Raw genomic sequence first — 16,686 nt, 5'->3', positions numbered from 1 at the left:
ATACGATAGCCTGTCCTGCCTTAAGGGGCAGAACAGTGACCTTAGAAAGTTATCTTTATATTGTACTTGATCCTGGGGCGTTTGTGTGCAACTGGCGAAGAATAATTATTCTTCCCTGCAAGGCTAGAAGCGGCCCGATTTAAAAATCGAGAAGAGCAGCCACAGAATCATCAGCAGCGCAATCACTGAGCCAATCTCCACCGTTGGAAAATCCCACAGCAGCGAAGGCTCGCCACGCAGCGATGAACCGATAATCAGTCCGGCCATAATAATGCTGAAGGCCAGCAGTACAATGCTGAAGGAGAGGCGATTGCCGACACGGCTGAACTTATGCTCTAAATTTTTCAGTTCGGGCAGCCCGACCTCTACCTTAAGCTTGCCTCTGCTGATTAGCGCCGACAGCTGCCGGGCCTGAGAGGGAAGCTCGACCAGACTTTCCGCCAGATCGGCGACTCCGCCGATAAGCTTGCGCCGCATGCGGCTGCCGCTGAAACGCTGCTTCACCAGCTGCCTGCCGAAAGGCTCGGCCATCTGCACGATGCTAAAGGAAGGGTCAAGGTTGGCAACAACCCCCTCCAGCGTCAGCATCGTTTTGCCCAGCATCGCCAGATCCGGCGGAATGACCAGCCGGTGCTTGCGGGCGATGCCGAACAGATCGTTCAGCGCCTTGCCGATGCTGATCTGATGGAACGGGATATCATAATACGACTCCCGAAGCCGGTCCATATCATCATGAAGTGCAGCACGGTCAGCTTCTTCGGGAATTACTCCCAACCGCAGAATCGCCCGCACCATGGAATCGGTATTTCTGCGCATCAGGGCGATGACGAGCGCGGACAGACTGTCCTTCATCTCCTCACTGAGCCGCCCGACCATGCCAAAATCAATCAGCGCCAGCTTGTTGTTGTCCAGCAGCATCACATTGCCCGGATGGGGATCGGCATGAAAGAAGCCGTGGATAAAGATTTGATCCAGCATCATCTCCACAAGCTGCTGGGCTACAGTTTTTAGCTTGATTCCCCGCTCCAGAAGCTCATCCCGGTGGTTGAGTGTAATGCCCTCCACGTATTCCATCGTCAGCACACGCGCCGAGCTGTAGTCCCAATAGATTGCCGGAATGTATACTTTATCATGTGCCGTCTGCTGGCTGGCAATACGCTCGGCGTTGCGGCCTTCCTGGCCGTAGTCCAGTTCAGCCAGCAGCGCCCGGGAGAACTCCTCCACCATCCGGATCAGCCCGTATTGCTTCGCCCAGTCCAATCTTCTTTCGGCAAGCGCGCTTAGATCCTGAAGAATTTCCAAATCACGGGTCATGGTCCGCATGACACCGGGACGCTGTATCTTAACCGCAACCTGCTTGCCTCCATGCAGTACAGCACGGTGCACTTGGCCGATCGAAGCCGCAGCAAGCGGTGTATTCTCGAAATATTCGAAGGTTTCATCCAGATGCTGGTCAAGCTCCTGCTCAACAATATTGCGTGCAGTTTCCGCTGAGAACGGCGGCACACTGTCCTGCAGCTTTACCAGTTCCTGAATGATCGAATCAGGCAGCAGATCGGAACGGGTACTGGCCAGCTGGCCCAATTTGACAAAGGTTGGCCCTAAATCCTCCAGTACCTGGCGAATCCGTTCTCCGAGTGTAAGGCTTGCGTGAGTCTCCTGTGTCAACATCCGGCGCGGAAGGGAAAGAATATGGTAGAGACCCAGTTCCTCCACCATATAACCGAAGCCATGGCGCATAAGCGCCATGGCAATGGTCCGGTACCGTCCGGCATGTCTGATGCGTACAGCCATTTATTCCGTACGCGTTTCCGGCAGAGCTTCCTTCTGGGCAGAGGCACCCTCCAGCTCAGCCACGCGGCGCTCCAAAACGGCAATTCGTGTTTCCAGTGTGGCGATATCGCTTTGCACGGGAACTTTAAGATCCTTCAGCACACGCTGAACCTGCTCCTGTACGGCATTCTTGAAGACTCCGCGTTCCTCGTCGCCCCGCTCCACGAGCCGGTCGACAAGCGCTTTGGATTCCGAGGGTGCAAGCTCTCCCCGTTTTACCAGCTCCTCAACTACCTTTTCCACCTTTTCCTTGCTAACAATGGTGAGGCCCACTCCTAAAGAGATTGCTTTTTTGAACAAATCACTCATAGTACTTTCCCCCCAAAGATTCCAGTTATGGATAAAGTATACCCCTTGTCGGAGCATTTCACAAAGGAAGCAGCCGCAAGGGGTATCATTTTATTACAATTTCAAATTATCTGGGAATACGTGCCGCCCAGGTTGCCGCCCGCAGAATCAATTCACGGACCGCCGGATGCCGGAACGAAGGCTCATGATGTCCAGGCATAATATAGACAACCCGTCCCAGTCCGTAGCTGTGGCACCAGGCTGCCGGCAAGCTTTCGCCCTCATATTCATACTCCAGCAGAATGGTCTTCTCGGTAAAAGGATCGAATTCAAACCGGTATGGCTCTTCATCGAGCTGGAAGTCTTCCATTCCCTCCGTAATATCATGCTCCATTACTTTGAAGTTCAGCGGAGTAAAAGGCGGATGTCCGGTGAATCTGCCGCCGATCAGATGGGCCAGTTCATAGCGCTTGGCCAGGGAAACCCCCGTATGCAGCACGATCAGGCCTCCCCCTCCGCTCACATAGCTGAGCAGACCCGCTGTCTGCTGGGGGGAAACCGTTTCGTTCCATAGTTCATTATAGGCGATACATAAATCGTAACCGGCCAGATGCTCGCTGAGCAGCAGCTTTTTATTCTCCGAGCACTGAACGATCAGCAGATCATTCAGAATCTCGCTGATTTGTTTGTCTACACCCTGCAGCGGATGGAACCGGGGATGCGTGTAATCGCCCAGCAGCAAACATTTTCTCTTGTCCATAGGTATCCTCCTCCTTGTCTCTATCTTGGATTGTGGCACGTTGCTATTATTCTAAGTAAAAGTGCAGCGGATGTCCATTACCGGCAGGTTAAATGTCTGTGACCGGAGCCTTGCTTCAGGCTAGTTCAGGACCGCGTTTGCTACGCAATTTCTCACAAGTGGAAACGGCTTCGCCGTCCTCAAAAGGACGGTATCCGTTTCAGCGAGAAATAGAAGGATAATTTATAGCGTGAAGCCTATAAATTCTTATCTTTTAAAAAAACAAATCCCGCCCACAAACGGAGCAGGATAACCGTCTTGCAGATCCCCCGCAGAAAATCGCAGCGGGACTCGGCTGAAAAATCAGCGGTTTGCCGCGACATAACGCCCAAGTTCAACGAACATGCTGCCCATCCGTTCATGCTCCGGCATCACAATCCGCTTGACGCCTTCCTCTTTCAGGGACTCAGAGGTAATCTTGCCCACGGAAACCGCCAGCACTTTAGTCTCAAAGGCTTGCACCAGTTCCCCAAGCTTGCCTTGTTCCCGGGCGTACCCTGCCAGGAAGCGGAATTGCGGTCCGCTCGTAAACGCTACGGCATCCACCAATCCTTCCGTGATTTCCGCCAGCAGCCTGGCAAGCGAACCCGGCTCGGGCGGGGTGTGAAGGTATGGCTGCACTTCGCGGACAACGGCTCCGGCTTCCGTAAGCCAGGCAATGAGACGGGGGGAGCGATCGCCATGCAGCTGGAGCACGACCTCCTTGCCCCGCAAGTCCCAATCCGCAAGCCCGCGGATCAGTCCTGTAGTGCTGCCATCGTCATCGCGCACCTCCGGCACCAGTCCCCGCTTCTTCAGGGCGTTCACCGTTTTATAGCCCCGGGCAGCAATCGGAGAGGACGAGAGGACCTCCTGAAACCGCTCGGCAAGCCCTATTTCCCCGGCCATTTCGAACAGTGCATCAAGCCCCATGCCTGTAGTCAGAATGGCCAGATCCGGCGGATGCTGGGTCCAGGCTACGAGCGCTTCACGTAAGGCCTCGCCGTCGAGAAATACCGTGCCCTGGGCAGGCCGCTGCAGCGCCGTCCCCCCCATATTCTGTACCAGTTTGGCCATTTCCTCCGATTTTCGCGGACCGGCAAGGGCTACGGTAATCCCCTTTAACTGCTCTGCCATAAATATTCCCCCTAGTTAGCCCTGCATTATTGCTTATCAGTATACTTGCAAAGCCCGGGAAAAGAAAAGTAGCGTAATCAAATCCGTAATCAGGAATTTCCCGCTCCCTTCTGAAGATCCGCTTCCTGCGGAACAGGAGTTTCAAAGGAAACCTGCTGCCCCGGGTGAAGCTTGAAGCGGCCTGCCAGCTTCTGCAGCTCTCCGGCAAGCTGGCTTAAGCCAGCCGTGGAAGAGGCTATTTCTTCAACGGAAGCAAGCTGCTCCTGTGCAGCAGCTGAAATCGTCTCCGTATTGCCTGCAGCCTCCTGGGAAATGCCCTGCAGCTCCCCGATTGCCTTTTCCATACTGGCTGCTTCTGCCGACAGCGTGTGTACGGCTCCGTCCATCGCTTCAATTTTCTCTGCCGCGCCTTTGACCGCCCTGCGGATCCGCGATAAGGAGCGGCCTGTAGTATCTACTGCCAGGATGCCTGCCGACACCTTCTCTTTGGCATCCTCCATCGTCACTGTTGCCTGCTGCATTTCCCCGTTGATGGAGGAAATCTGCTCCGAGATCATCCGCGCCGATTTCTCTGATTCCTCAGCCAGCTTGCGGACCTCCGAGGCGACAACGGCAAAGCCGCGCCCCTGCTCGCCCGCTCTGGCTGCTTCAATGGAAGCATTCAGGGCCAGCAGATTGGTCTGCCTCGCAATACCTGTGATCACACCGACAATGCCCTGAATTTGTCCGGTGCGCTCATTCAGCTTGTCAATCATGTTGCCAAGCTCTTCCACCGTCTCATGAATTCCGTTAATTTTGTCAACCACACTGATGACTGAATCATTCCCCTCGGCTGCAGACAGCGAGGTCTTGTCCATCATGGCTGACACCTGCTCCATGAACCCGGAAATATGCTGGACTTCATGGGTGGTCGCCGCGGCGCTCTCCAGCCCTTTTTGCACACTGCCTACCTGCCGTTCTGTGCCTGCCGCGACTTCCTGAATTGCTTCCGTCACATGCCTGATCGCCGTAGTTGACTGCTCAGCCCCGCTTGTCAGCTCTTTGGCCGAAGCGGACAGATTACCCGTCATCTGCTGAACACCGAGAATCATGCCGCGCAGATCAGCCACCATCGTGCGGAAATTGTCGGCCAATAGGCCGATTTCGTCCCTGCGGAACACCCCGATATCTTCAGACAGGTCGCCTTTCGCTATAGCCGCTGTAGCTTTGCGCAGACGGATCAGCGGCCGCACGATGGAGGACACATTGAAATAGATCAATATGAGCGCAAGCAATACAGAAACAGCAATCACTAGAACCACTTTATCACGGATGTCGGCTGTAGCATCAGCAACCTCTTGCTTGCTGATGGTGCCCCCGATTCTCCAGCCGGTGAGCTCATTGACCATGAAGGTCAGCTTTCTGGCAGTATCCTTATAGACATAATCAAAGGAGCCTGCTTCTCCCTCGAACATCTGCTTCACAAAATCCAGCGAGGATTCCTCGGCTATCGTCTCAGTGGGATGAACCAGAAACTTCTTGCTGCTGTCCAGAATCATTATGTATCCTTCCTTGCCCAGCTTAATGTTCGTAAGATCAGCCAGGGCGGACAAGTTCAGGTCGAGCCCTATGACTCCGCTGCCATCCGCAAGCACTCCCGAAATGGCGATGGCCGTTTCATTATTTGCCGTTTTAAAAGCAGGGGAGATTACCGTCCCCTTCCCTTGCTTCAGCGCATTCACATAAAAGTTCTCCTTGCGCGGGTCATAACCGTCCGGCTGCTGGTCATCGGAAGCATGAACAGACTTTGCCCCGCTGGTTCCGACGTAAATATCCAGAATATCGGGATGCAGCGCAGCATATTCCTGCAATCTGGCCTTTACATCAGCCGCACTTTCCCCTACAGCCTCCCTATTCACTGACCCGGAGGAAATTTGCCCGGCAAAATAACTAACCGCGTCGATTTTGGACTGAATGTTCGCATTAATGATCTCGTTGGCCGCCATCACACTTTCTGTGGCGTTATTCATCAGCTGGTCCTCCACCTTATGACTGGCCGATTGATAGGTCTGCCAGCCGATGATAAGGCTGGGAGCGAGAAGTACAAGCAGATATGTAAGAATAAGCTTCATGCGGATGGTTAAGCGGGTGCTTTTATTCATGGGTGAAATCCATCTCTCCTTCTTATTAGGTCTTAAGTATGATCATTTATGTCATATATAGAATGAACTTATAATTCTTCTATTTTGGGATTGGCCGTGACTACAGAGAATGTTTGGACTTCCGGCCGCTGTTGTCTGCAGATTTCTTGATTTTATTCCGCTCTTCGCGGTTGAAATCCACAGACAAAGGCGGACGCTGTCGCTCCTCCAGTTCCAAACTTCCCCTCCGTCACTTTTCCCTATATGTAATTTTCAAGTTCAATCTATACAGGTATATAATTATATACCGGGTATGAAATCCCTCTTTTACTCTGAAATTTCCCATGAATTTCAAGATTTCCTTGATAAATTCACTGATAAAACAGCAAAAAGACCGTTTATTTGAAAACGGTCTTTTATTATATATTTATTCATATGTCAGACCCTTGGTCAGGGGTGTAGGCCCTTCTTAATCTAATTCACAACTTTGTTCCTGCAAGCCGGGCATACTCCGCCGAATACGACATGGGCATGTGAAATGGTGTATCCGGTATCCTTGGCCACCGTATCCATCCACTCCTGGGGCACATGGCTCATCACCTCATCCACCGCACCGCACACCTCGCAAATAATATGCTGGTGATCGTCCATACGCGCATCATATCTGCTGGCTGCTTCGCCAAGCTTCAGCTCGCGGATCATTTGTTTATCGGCAAGATAACGCAGTGAATTGTACACGGTGCCATAGGCCAGGTTATGTCCCTGCTCTACCAGCCGGTTCATCACTTCTGCGGCGGTAGGATGATCATGTGACTGGCGGACGATATCATAAACGGCTTGACGCTGGGAGGTCAAATTCAGGTTCCTCATCTTCATCATCCTCTAACTTATTTTTAGATCAAGTATAAGTCTTGATTGTTCCAGCGTCAATCTAATCGTCTGCCTATCGAATCCAACTTATTTTGGCACTAGGTCCCCGATTTCATGCACCTGGACCTTTGAGGAGTTTCTTTTGGCGGGACTGTGGTAATAAATGAGATGAATATTGTCCGATGGAGGGATGTTAAGATGAGTTCAACGCACGATGTATCGCAGGGTCTTCCGCAATTTCCGCAATCGTTATGGAGAGACAGCACCGACCTGCCTTCATTTCCGAAGCTGGCGGAAGATCACGTTACCGATGTCGCAATTGTCGGGGCCGGTATTACCGGCATTACTGCAGCTTATTTGCTGGCAAACGCAGGGTATAAAATCACTCTGCTGGAGGCGGGAGAAATTTTTGGCGGCACCACTGGATTCACAAGCGCCAAGATTTCCGCCCAGCACGGGCTGATCTACCATGATTTGCTGAAGCATTTCGGGGAAGAACAGGCCAAGCTCTATTTCCAGTCGAACAGTGAGGCGATGGAATGGATTATCGCCACTGCGGAGGAACTGAACCTGTCCTGCGGAATAACACGTGAAGACGCCTTACTCTATGCCGATAACAGCGACGATAAGACGCTCAAACAACTGGAGGCGGAGTTTAAAGCTTACGAAAAGCTGGGACTCCCCGGGCAATGGCTGGACAACGTCTCCTTGCCGCTGATGGCTGGAGGTGCCATCCAGCTGCCGGGACAGGCCCGCTTCCACCCGCTTCAATACCTGCAAGGCCTGCTTCAGGTGATTCTGGACAAGGGTGGAACTGTCTACGAGCACACGATGATCGGAGAAAAGGTAGACAAGGACGGCGGCCTCACGCTTTACACTGAAGGAGAGCAACTGAAAATTAAGTGCCGCCATGCTATCTCGGCCTCCCACTTTCCTTTCTATGACGGCGGAGCCCTCTACTTCTCGCGCCTGCATGCAGAACGTTCCTACTGTCTGGCGATTCAGCCGGAAACACATTATGAGGGCGGCATGTATTTGAGCGCCGGAGAACCTACACGCTCTCTGCGCGCTGTCGAATGGGGCGGCCAGAGGCTGGTCATTATCGGCGGGGAGAATCACAAGACAGGCCAGGGCATCTGCACCTTCGGCCATTATGAGAACCTGGAGCTGTTCGCAGGTGAACTGCTGGGCATCAAGGCCATTCCGTACCGCTGGTCAGCGCAGGACCTCATTACCCTGGACAGAGTGCCTTATATCGGCAAGGTTTCCGGGGAAGAGGAAATCTATATTGCCACCGGCTATGGCAAATGGGGCATGACCAGCGGAACGCTGGCCGCACGTATGATCACGGATCAGATTCTGCGCAAGCATAATCCCTACAGTGAACTCTACGATCCCTCGCGCTTTAAAGCCAGCCCATCCATCAAAAATTTCATTGTGCAGAATACCAATGTCGCCAAGGAGCTGGTTGCCGGCAAGGTGGAGATTGTCCATAAGAAAACCCGTGATCTGGGGCCTGATGAAGGCGCGGTTGTCTTTCATGACGGCAAACGTGTTGGGGCCTACCGTGACACGGGAGGCAAGCTGCATCTGGTAGACAGAACCTGCACCCATATGGGCTGCGAGTGTGAATGGAATGATGGAGAACGCTCCTGGGACTGTCCTTGCCACGGCTCGCGTTTCTCCTATGAGGGAGCTGTACTGGAGGGTCCCGCTACGTTGCCGCTGACGAAGCTGGAAGCAGAGATGAATTAAAGCAGCGAATGGTTTGCCTGAGCAGCCGCGTTTGTCTGTCGCTTGAAGCAACCCAGCGGCTTGGGACAGCTCCAAGCGGCTCCGGCGTGATTGTCAGCCCACGCTCAGGTATAATAGGAGCTGAATATTTTTATTATCAATAAATTCAGAGGGAGCGTGACGGCAGATTATGGATTTGAGAGGAAAAAGCATTGTGATTACAGGTGCAGGCAAAGGGATCGGCAAAGCCTTGGCCATGGCACTGGCGAAAGAAGGCGCTAATCTGGGCCTGATCTCCAGAACTTCAGGTGATCTGGAGGCGCTGAAATCGGCTTTGACGGAGGTCTATGACGTGAAGGTCAGCATTGCTGTAGCCGATATCGCTGTCCGCGAAGAAGCGGAGCGGGCGGTTGTCGCGCTTCAGAATGATCTCGGCACCTTCGATGCGCTGATCAACAACGCCGGAATTGCCAAATTCGGCACTTTCCTGGAAATGGACCCGGCAGATTGGGAGCGCCACATGCAGATCAATCTGTTCGGCACCTATTATGTAACCCGGGCAGCACTCCCGGCAATGATTGAACGCAGCGGCGGAAATATCATCAATATTTCCTCTACAGCTGGTGAGCGCGGCTTCGCCACCGGCTCGGCCTACTGCGCCTCCAAATTTGCCCTGATGGGCATGACGGAAGCGCTGGCCCAAGAAGTGCGCAAGCATAATATCCGCGTAGTGGCCCTGACACCAAGCACCGTCAATACCGGGCTTGCCGAGAATGCCGGCCTGAAGATCGGCGATGAAGACCGGATGATGCAGCCGGAGGATGTGGCTGAGCTGACCCTGGCGGCCCTGAAGCTGCCGGACCGCGTCTTCTTGAAGACTGCGGGAATCTGGACTACCAATCCACAATAAATTGCAGAGTCTTTCGAGGGAGGAATCAGCATGCTGGTAGTAACAAACACCATTAAGGTTAAGGAAGGGCATGGAGAAACCCTTGCCCAGCGTTTTGGCGGAGCGGGCGGCGTGCAGGATATGCCCGGCTTTGTACGTATGGAGGTATGGCACAGCGCAGCTAAAGAGGGCGTGGAAGAGCTGAAAATCTGTACCGTGTGGGAGAACGAAGAAGCCTTTAAAGGGTGGACTGCCAGTCCTTCCTTCCGCGAATCGCACCGTGGGTCAGGCGGAAATGAAGCCATCCTGGGCGCGTCGCTCGACAAGTATGAGCTGCTGATCAGCCGTACACCGGGGGAATAATCCGGTAGAGGGGCCCAGGTCCCATACTGCTCATACGTCTGCGCTAGGGCGTGTCAATTCCGTCCGGCGGCACAAATCACTGCAAATAAAACAGGGACGCCCCACTAAGCCTCATGGCTTAACGGGGCGTCCTGTTTACTATCTGCCTGTAGCAAGCTCTGGCTTAATGCTCATCAACTGCCGGCAATGCCTTTTCCAGCTCCTGATGTTTGCCGGGCCAAAACGACCAGCGGCCCAGCAGCACTGTGATTGCCGGCACCAGAAACGGCCGGACGATGAAGGTATCCAGCAGCACGCCGATCGCGGTAATGATCCCGAACTGCACCAGCACCTGTATCGGCAGGCTCGCGAGTACGGCAAAGGTTCCGGCCAGAATGAGTCCGGCGGACGTAATCACCGATCCAGTCTCGTTCACACCCTCGGCGACGGCCTGCTTCAGCGGCATCCGCTTGCGCTTTTTCCAAATGTTCGAAATCATAAAGATGTTGTAGTCCTCGCCCAGCGCCACCAGGAAGACGAAGGAATACAGCGGAATCGCGCCCTGAATAGCATCTGCGCCCAGCACGTAATGAATAATAATCCACCCTAAACCAAGGGCCGAGAAAAAGGACAGAATGACTGTAGCCACCAAATAAACGGTTGCCACTACAGAACGCAAGTAGATCAGCAGCAGCAAAGTAATAAGCCCAATGACTACCGGTATAATCAAATCGGTATCCCGTTCACCCAGCTCTTTCGTATCATGCTGGGTTGCCGTCTGTCCGCTGACCCATACCTTGTCGCCGGGCTCAGCCACTCCTACATCAATCAGCGCCTGCTCCGCAGTATCCTGAAGTGCCGGTATGTGGCTCATCGCCTCCAGGGAATACGGGTTGTTCTTAAATTCAATATCATAACCGAGAATATTCTTATTGACCGCGCCTTGCTGGGGATCCGATACAACATCCACGTATGAAAGGCCGCCCAGGATCACCTTAAGATCCTCACCGTCCGCTTTGCCCTCGGTATCTATCATCAGCTTGGCGGGAGCCAGCTCCCCTGGGGAGAACTGATTGCCTATCAGGTCAAAACCTTCGCGCGACTCCATATCCTCCGGAAAGGATGATAGGATATCATAAGTGAACTTGATACCCCCGGAGAAGGAAGCCAGCACACCCAGAAGCACCACAGTTACTCCTACAATCGCCCAAGGACGGGAAACGACAAAGTTGCCGATTCCTTTATTGCGGGCAGGTTTTGGCTGCGGAGCCGGCTTGCCTTTGGCTCTGGCCCGCTCCGCTTCCATCAGCGGAGTGCGTGGAACAAACGGGAAGAATGAAGTCCGCCCGAAGATGGCCAGCAGCGCCGGCACCAGGGTCAGACTGGCGAAGCCCATAATAAGAATGGAGACGCTGAAAGGAACCGCAAAGCGGTGGTACGCTCCATATTTCGCCAGCAGCAGCGCGAACAGTGCCAGCACTACTGTAAATCCGCTCATTGCAATAGCACCCGAGGAATGGGTGATTGCGCTCAGCAGTGCACGGCCCTTGCTCTCCTCCACCTTCAGCATCTGGCGGAACCGGGAGATCAGGAACAGGCAGTAGTCCGTGCCTGCGCCGAACAGCAGCACGGTCATGATTGAGATAGCCTGTGAATCCACTGTAATCCAGCCCTCCTGGGCCATCTTCCCAATCACCGGACTGGTAACCCCGTAAGCAAATCCTACCGCCACGAGCGGAATCAAAGCCAGAATCGGCGAACGGTAAATCAGCAGCAGGAACACCAGTACAAGAATTACCGTCGCGATGAGCAAGGAAACGTCCGCATCCTTGAACAGCCCTGTCGCATCAATGGAGATGCCCACAGGACCGGAAACCCGCAGGCTCAACTCACTGCCGTCCACCTTGGCCGCGGCAGGATCACCGCCGGTTTCCGCAGAGATCAATTTCTTCATTTGCGTTACGGCCTCACCGAGCTGATCACTGTCCGCGGACTTGTCGAAGAGCACCGGTGTGACCAGTGTGCTGCGGTCCTCGGACAGAGAAGCTTGCAGCGCCTGCGGCGGCAGCTTTCCCAGCGGCGGAACATAGTTCTGGTGCGGCAACGGCTGCTGCTCAAGCTTGCCGTATACAGCAATGATATGTATCAAATCCTCATCGGACAGCCCGCCCTCCTTATGCCATACAAGCAGTGCCGGCACGCCGCTCCCTGCTGGAAACTCCTGTTCCGCAACCGCCGCCGCCCGGACCGACTGCGAATCATCAGGCAGATTCTGCGCATTATTCACTACCTGTGAGTTTACAGAAGGCCAAAGAAGTGTAAGAGCACCCACAATTACGATCCAGACCGCAAGAGTTATCCACTTTGTTTTACGGCCAGCCACCCATTTTCCGTAGCCTGACATTCCCTTCATCCTCTCTTCAACCCCGGCTTCCCCAAAAATGAGCCGCGGGTCATTTTATTAACCTTATCATATATACCCTAAAATTTTTAATCAAATCTTTTTTATATTTTATTCTTTGCCATAAGCTATTCCCTTCATGCAAAACACCCCTCTGCTCACAGCAATAGTAGTCTGCTGTAGACAGAGGGGTGATATTTGATAGATATATTCAGATGATATTTGCTGCTTCTGCTTGCGGTTTAGCCCACATCCGGCAGATCGTCACCGGAAAATTGGCTGTTGTACAGGTCGGCATAGAAGCCGCCTTGCTCCAGCAGCTCCACATGGGTGCCTTTTTCAATAACGCTGCCTTGGTTCATCACCAGAATCAGATCTGCGTCACGAATCGTTGACAGGCGATGCGCAATTACAAAGCTTGTTCTGCCGTTCATCAGCGTATTCATCGCCTTCTGAATCTGCACTTCCGTCCGTGTATCGACACTGCTGGTCGCTTCATCAAGAATCAGGATCGAAGGATCGGCCAGAATTGCCCGGGCAATAGTCAGCAGTTGCTTCTGCCCCTGCGAGATATTCGAGGCTTCTTCGTTCAGGATTGTGTCGTAGCCAAGTGGAAGCGTGCGGATAAAGTGATCAGCGTGCGCCGCCTTGGACGCACGCACCACATCCGCATCTGTTGCACCTTCGCGGCCGTAAGCAATGTTGTCGCGGATCGTTCCGTTAAAGAGCCATGTATCCTGCAGCACCATACCGAATTTACTGCGCAGCTCGCTGCGCTTCATGTCGGTGATGTTGACGCCGTCAATGACAATCTCGCCGCCGCTGATCTCATAGAAGCGCATCAGCAGGTTGATCAGCGTTGTTTTGCCGGCACCGGTTGGTCCTACAATCGCTATGGTCTGACCCGGGCTGACTTCAATGTTCATATCTTCAATCAGGATAGCATCCTCTTTGTAGCCAAATTTCACATGACGGAATTCGACTGAGCCTTCTTCGGCAACTGCAGCATGCTTAGCCTGAGCAGCAGTAACTTCCGGAATTTCCTCTTCTTCATCCAGCAGCTCGAACACGCGCTCTGCGGAAGCTATGGTGGATTGAATGATGTTGGCGATATTGGCCGTTTGTGTAATTGGCATGGTGAACTGGCGGGAATACTGGATAAACGCCTGAATATCACCGACCTCAATCGTTTTCTTGGTCACGAAGATCCCGCCGACCACACAGACCAGCACATATCCCAGGTTGCCGATGAACATCATCAGCGGCATAATGATCCCCGAGATGAATTGGGACCGCCAGCCGGAATTGTACAGATCATCATTAATGCTGTTGAACTCGTTAAGCGATTGCTTCTCGCGGCCAAAGGCCTTGATAATGCGGTGACCCGTGTACATTTCCTCTACATGGCCGTTCAGCTCACCCAGTGATTTCTGCTGGCCAATGAAATATCTTTGCGAACGCTTGGAGATCGCAATAATCACGACAAAGCTTAGCGGCAGGGTGATAACTGTAATTAAGGTCAGCCATGGGCTGATGGTGAGCATCATGACAATGACACCAATGATAGTTACGATAGACGTGATCAGCTGAGTTAAGCTCTGCTGCAGCGTCGTACTGATATTGTCTACGTCATTGGTCGCACGGCTAAGAATTTCCCCATGCGTCCGGGAGTCAAAATATTTCAGCGGCAGACGCTCCAGCTTGTTGTTGATCTGCTCGCGCATATCGAAAACAACTTTCTGGGCCACACCGGCCATTACATACTGCTGCACATAGCTGAACAAGGAGCTGAACAGGTACAGACCCGCCAGAATAAGCAGAATTTTGTTCACATAATCAAAATCAATCGCGGCTCCCGGAACGCCCTTCAGTATGCCGTATGCGCCCTCGAACAGCTTGGTTGTCGCCTTCCCCATCACCTTCGGGCTGAAAATACTGAATACAGTGCTGGCGATAGCCATTATGAACACAATCAGCAACTGCACCTGCCGCGGACGCAGGTAGCGGATCAGCCGCTTGAGCGTACCTTTAAAATCCTTGGCCTTCTCCACCGGCATGCTCATTCCGGGCGGTCCGCCGGGTCCACCGCCATGTCCCCGCGGAGGTTTGGGCATTTGGGTTCCTTTATTCGCTTCACTCATGCTATTTCCTCCTCTGACAACTGCGAGGATACGATCTCGCGGTACACTTCGCTGTTCTCCATCAGTTCACGATGATTGCCGATGCCGGCAATCACGCCGTCATCCAGCACAATAATCCGGTCAGCATCCATAACCGTGCTGACCCGCTGGGCAACGATCAGAACCGTTGATTCCGTTGTTTCGTCTTTGAGCGCGGCGCGCAGCTTGGCATCGGTCTTGAAATCAAGCGCCGAGAAGCTGTCGTCGAACAGGTACACTTCCGGTCTTCTTACCAGTGCACGGGCAATCGACAGCCGCTGCTTCTGGCCGCCGGACACGTTGTTCCCGCCCTGGGCAATCTCGGAGTTGAAGCCTTCCTTCATTGCAGAGACGAAATCATAGGCTTGTGCTACCTTGGCCGCATGAATGATCTCCTCATCCGTAGCATCTTCTTTACCGTAGCGGATATTCTCGTTGATCGTACCGGAGAACAGCACCGCCTTCTGCGGAATATATCCGATCTTGCTCCGCAGCTCTTCCTGCGTCATCTCGCGCACATCAACACCATCCACAAGCACGGCGCCTTCAATCGCGTCATAGAATCTCGGGATCAAGCTCAGCAGGGTCGATTTACCCGAGCCTGTACCGCCGATGATCGCTGTAATCTCACCGGGCCGCGCGCTGAAGCTGATTCCGGACAGCGCAGGCTGCTCCGCACCGGGATAGGAGAAGGAAACATTGTCAAATTCAACAAACCCATGCATAACATCCCGGCCATCCTTCTTCGTTACTGCAGCCGTGTTCTGAAGCTCGGACGCCGTAGGATCTGTAATCTCAGGCTGCATATCCAGCACTTCATTGATACGCAGTGCGGAGGCAGATGCCCGCGGAATAAGCACGAACATCATCGACACCATGATTAAGGAGAACATTATCTGCATTGCATATTGAATAAATGCCATCAATGAACCTACCTGCAGATCGCCATCACCAATCCGGATTCCGCCGTAATACAGAATGGCAATCATCGAAAAGTTCATCACGAGCATCATAATCGGCATCAGGCCGGCCATCACCTTGTTGACTTTGATCGCCGTTTCCGTAAGATCCTTGTTCGCTTCAGTAAACCTTCTGTTCTCATGATCAATCCGGTTAAAGGAACGAATGACACGGATACCGGTCAAATGCTCACGCAGTACACGGTTCAATTTGTCCAGCTTGACCTGAATCGCCTTGAACAGCGGCAGGCCCTTCATTCCGATGAAGAATATTGCTCCTACAAGTACAGGAATTACGACTACAAAAATAAGGGAAAGCTTGGCATCTTCTGATACCGCCATGATAATCCCGCCGATCATCATCATCGGAGCGCCGACCATCATGCGCAGCATCATAGTAAGTACGGTTTGTACTTGTGTAATATCATTAGTAGTACGCGTAATCAGCGAGGCAGTACCCAGCTTGTCGAATTCATGCAGCGTAAAGTTCTCCACATGATTGAACATCCGCGAGCGGATATTTTTACCGAAGCCGGCAGCAACCTTTGCCGATAAATAACTGGCAACGATAGAGCATATGGCTCCTCCGCCCGCCACCAGCAGCATAAATCCGCCGATTTTCCAGATATAATTGCGGTCGCCCTGCACGATCCCTTTATCCACGATATCAGACATCAGTGTAGGGAGGTACAAGTCGCCCAGAGACTGCAGAAAGATAAGGATTAACACAGCGGCGACAGCCAGCTTAAAAGGGCTCAGGTTTTTTAATAGTTTAATCAAGTTTCTCATCTCCGTTCATTTGTAGCAGGTCTAGATTAGGCGGCGGATTATCTTCTACGAATGCGTGGACCTTCAGCAGAAGGTCTGCCAGATGGTTGCACTCTTCTTCGCCCAAATGTTCCGCCAGTTTGTTCAGCGATGCATCCATATGATGTTTGGCTTTGCGTGTGATTACTTTCCCCTGCTCCGTCAGCTTAATACGGACAACTCTCCGGTCGGAGGGATCAGCCACCCTGAGAACCATGTCTTTGGCTTCAAGACTGTTGATCAGCTGGGTAACGGTTGGCGGCATCAGCCCCAGGAATCGGCTCAGTTCCGAAACCTTAAGTCCTTCATCCAGGGAATGAGACCGCTTGGCAAGACATATCAATAAAGTCATCTCACTTGGCTTGTGGC

Annotated in this window: 13 protein-coding genes; 3 read left to right on the top strand and 10 right to left on the bottom strand. The window is 52.9% G+C overall.

Translation table 11 applies throughout. The annotated features are described in order from the left end of the window. Positions 1-123: 123 nt before the first annotated feature. The 6 genes from ACQ76X_RS08220 to ACQ76X_RS08195 all read right to left on the bottom strand — a co-directional run bounded on the left by ACQ76X_RS08220 (position 124) and on the right by ACQ76X_RS08195 (position 7,026). On the bottom strand, positions 124-1,794 hold the full coding sequence (locus ACQ76X_RS08220) for an ABC1 kinase family protein (protein ID WP_438492905.1): 1,671 nt from the start codon (positions 1,792-1,794) through the stop codon (positions 124-126). Further along, positions 1,795-2,142, bottom strand: coding sequence for a phasin family protein (locus tag ACQ76X_RS08215; RefSeq protein WP_076109694.1), 348 nt, complete (start codon positions 2,140-2,142; stop codon positions 1,795-1,797). It abuts the gene before it with no gap. Positions 2,143-2,248: 106 nt separating this feature from the next. Continuing rightward, on the bottom strand, positions 2,249-2,881 hold the full coding sequence (locus tag ACQ76X_RS08210; RefSeq protein WP_438492904.1) for a ThuA domain-containing protein: 633 nt from the start codon (positions 2,879-2,881) through the stop codon (positions 2,249-2,251). Positions 2,882-3,223: 342 nt separating this feature from the next. After that, the gene (locus ACQ76X_RS08205) at positions 3,224-4,036 is read right to left on the bottom strand and encodes a uroporphyrinogen-III synthase (protein ID WP_438492902.1); all 813 of its coding nucleotides are present in this window, start codon (positions 4,034-4,036) and stop codon (positions 3,224-3,226) included. Positions 4,037-4,125: 89 nt separating this feature from the next. Continuing rightward, positions 4,126-6,177, bottom strand: coding sequence for a methyl-accepting chemotaxis protein (locus tag ACQ76X_RS08200; RefSeq protein ID WP_438492900.1), 2,052 nt, complete (start codon positions 6,175-6,177; stop codon positions 4,126-4,128). Positions 6,178-6,630: 453 nt separating this feature from the next. Next, the gene (locus ACQ76X_RS08195; RefSeq protein ID WP_438492898.1) at positions 6,631-7,026 is read right to left on the bottom strand and encodes a Fur family transcriptional regulator; all 396 of its coding nucleotides are present in this window, start codon (positions 7,024-7,026) and stop codon (positions 6,631-6,633) included. A gap of 198 nt (positions 7,027-7,224) precedes the next feature. Here ACQ76X_RS08195 and ACQ76X_RS08190 point away from each other — a divergent pair, with 198 nt between their 5' ends. The 3 genes from ACQ76X_RS08190 (at position 7,225) to ACQ76X_RS08180 (ending at position 10,012) form a co-directional block, all read left to right on the top strand. Beyond that, entirely contained in the window at positions 7,225-8,781 is a 1,557-nt protein-coding gene (locus tag ACQ76X_RS08190) for an FAD-dependent oxidoreductase (RefSeq protein ID WP_438492897.1), read from the top strand. Between the two features lie 169 nt (positions 8,782-8,950). Continuing rightward, on the top strand, positions 8,951-9,670 hold the full coding sequence (locus tag ACQ76X_RS08185; RefSeq protein WP_076109699.1) for a 3-ketoacyl-ACP reductase: 720 nt from the start codon (positions 8,951-8,953) through the stop codon (positions 9,668-9,670). Between the two features lie 30 nt (positions 9,671-9,700). Continuing rightward, positions 9,701-10,012: an antibiotic biosynthesis monooxygenase gene (locus ACQ76X_RS08180; protein WP_438492895.1), complete on the top strand. Its 312-nt coding sequence runs from the start codon at positions 9,701-9,703 to the stop codon at positions 10,010-10,012. 163 nt (positions 10,013-10,175) lie between these two features. On the opposite strand, the gene ACQ76X_RS08175 is transcribed toward ACQ76X_RS08180, so the two are convergent. The 4 genes from ACQ76X_RS08175 to ACQ76X_RS08160 form a co-directional block, all read right to left on the bottom strand. Further along, positions 10,176-12,404 (bottom strand): MMPL family transporter, encoded by a 2,229-nt coding sequence (locus ACQ76X_RS08175; RefSeq protein ID WP_438492893.1) that lies wholly within the window; start codon positions 12,402-12,404, stop codon positions 10,176-10,178. Between the two features lie 230 nt (positions 12,405-12,634). Beyond that, entirely contained in the window at positions 12,635-14,533 is a 1,899-nt protein-coding gene (locus tag ACQ76X_RS08170; RefSeq protein ID WP_438492891.1) for an ABC transporter ATP-binding protein, read from the bottom strand. Then, complete coding sequence (locus ACQ76X_RS08165) at positions 14,530-16,290, bottom strand: ABC transporter ATP-binding protein (protein WP_438492889.1); 1,761 nt, start codon at positions 16,288-16,290, stop codon at positions 14,530-14,532. Before ACQ76X_RS08165 ends, ACQ76X_RS08170 begins: the two co-directional genes overlap by 4 nt. Further along, entirely contained in the window at positions 16,283-16,669 is a 387-nt protein-coding gene (locus tag ACQ76X_RS08160) for a MarR family winged helix-turn-helix transcriptional regulator (protein WP_052092362.1), read from the bottom strand. Before ACQ76X_RS08160 ends, ACQ76X_RS08165 begins: the two co-directional genes overlap by 8 nt. Positions 16,670-16,686: the final 17 nt, after the last annotated feature.

Source organism: Paenibacillus sp. IHBB 3054, assembly GCF_051594305.1.
Lineage (GTDB): Bacteria > Bacillota > Bacilli > Paenibacillales > Paenibacillaceae > Paenibacillus_AQ.
This window is presented reverse-complemented; position numbering and strand designations above follow the sequence as displayed.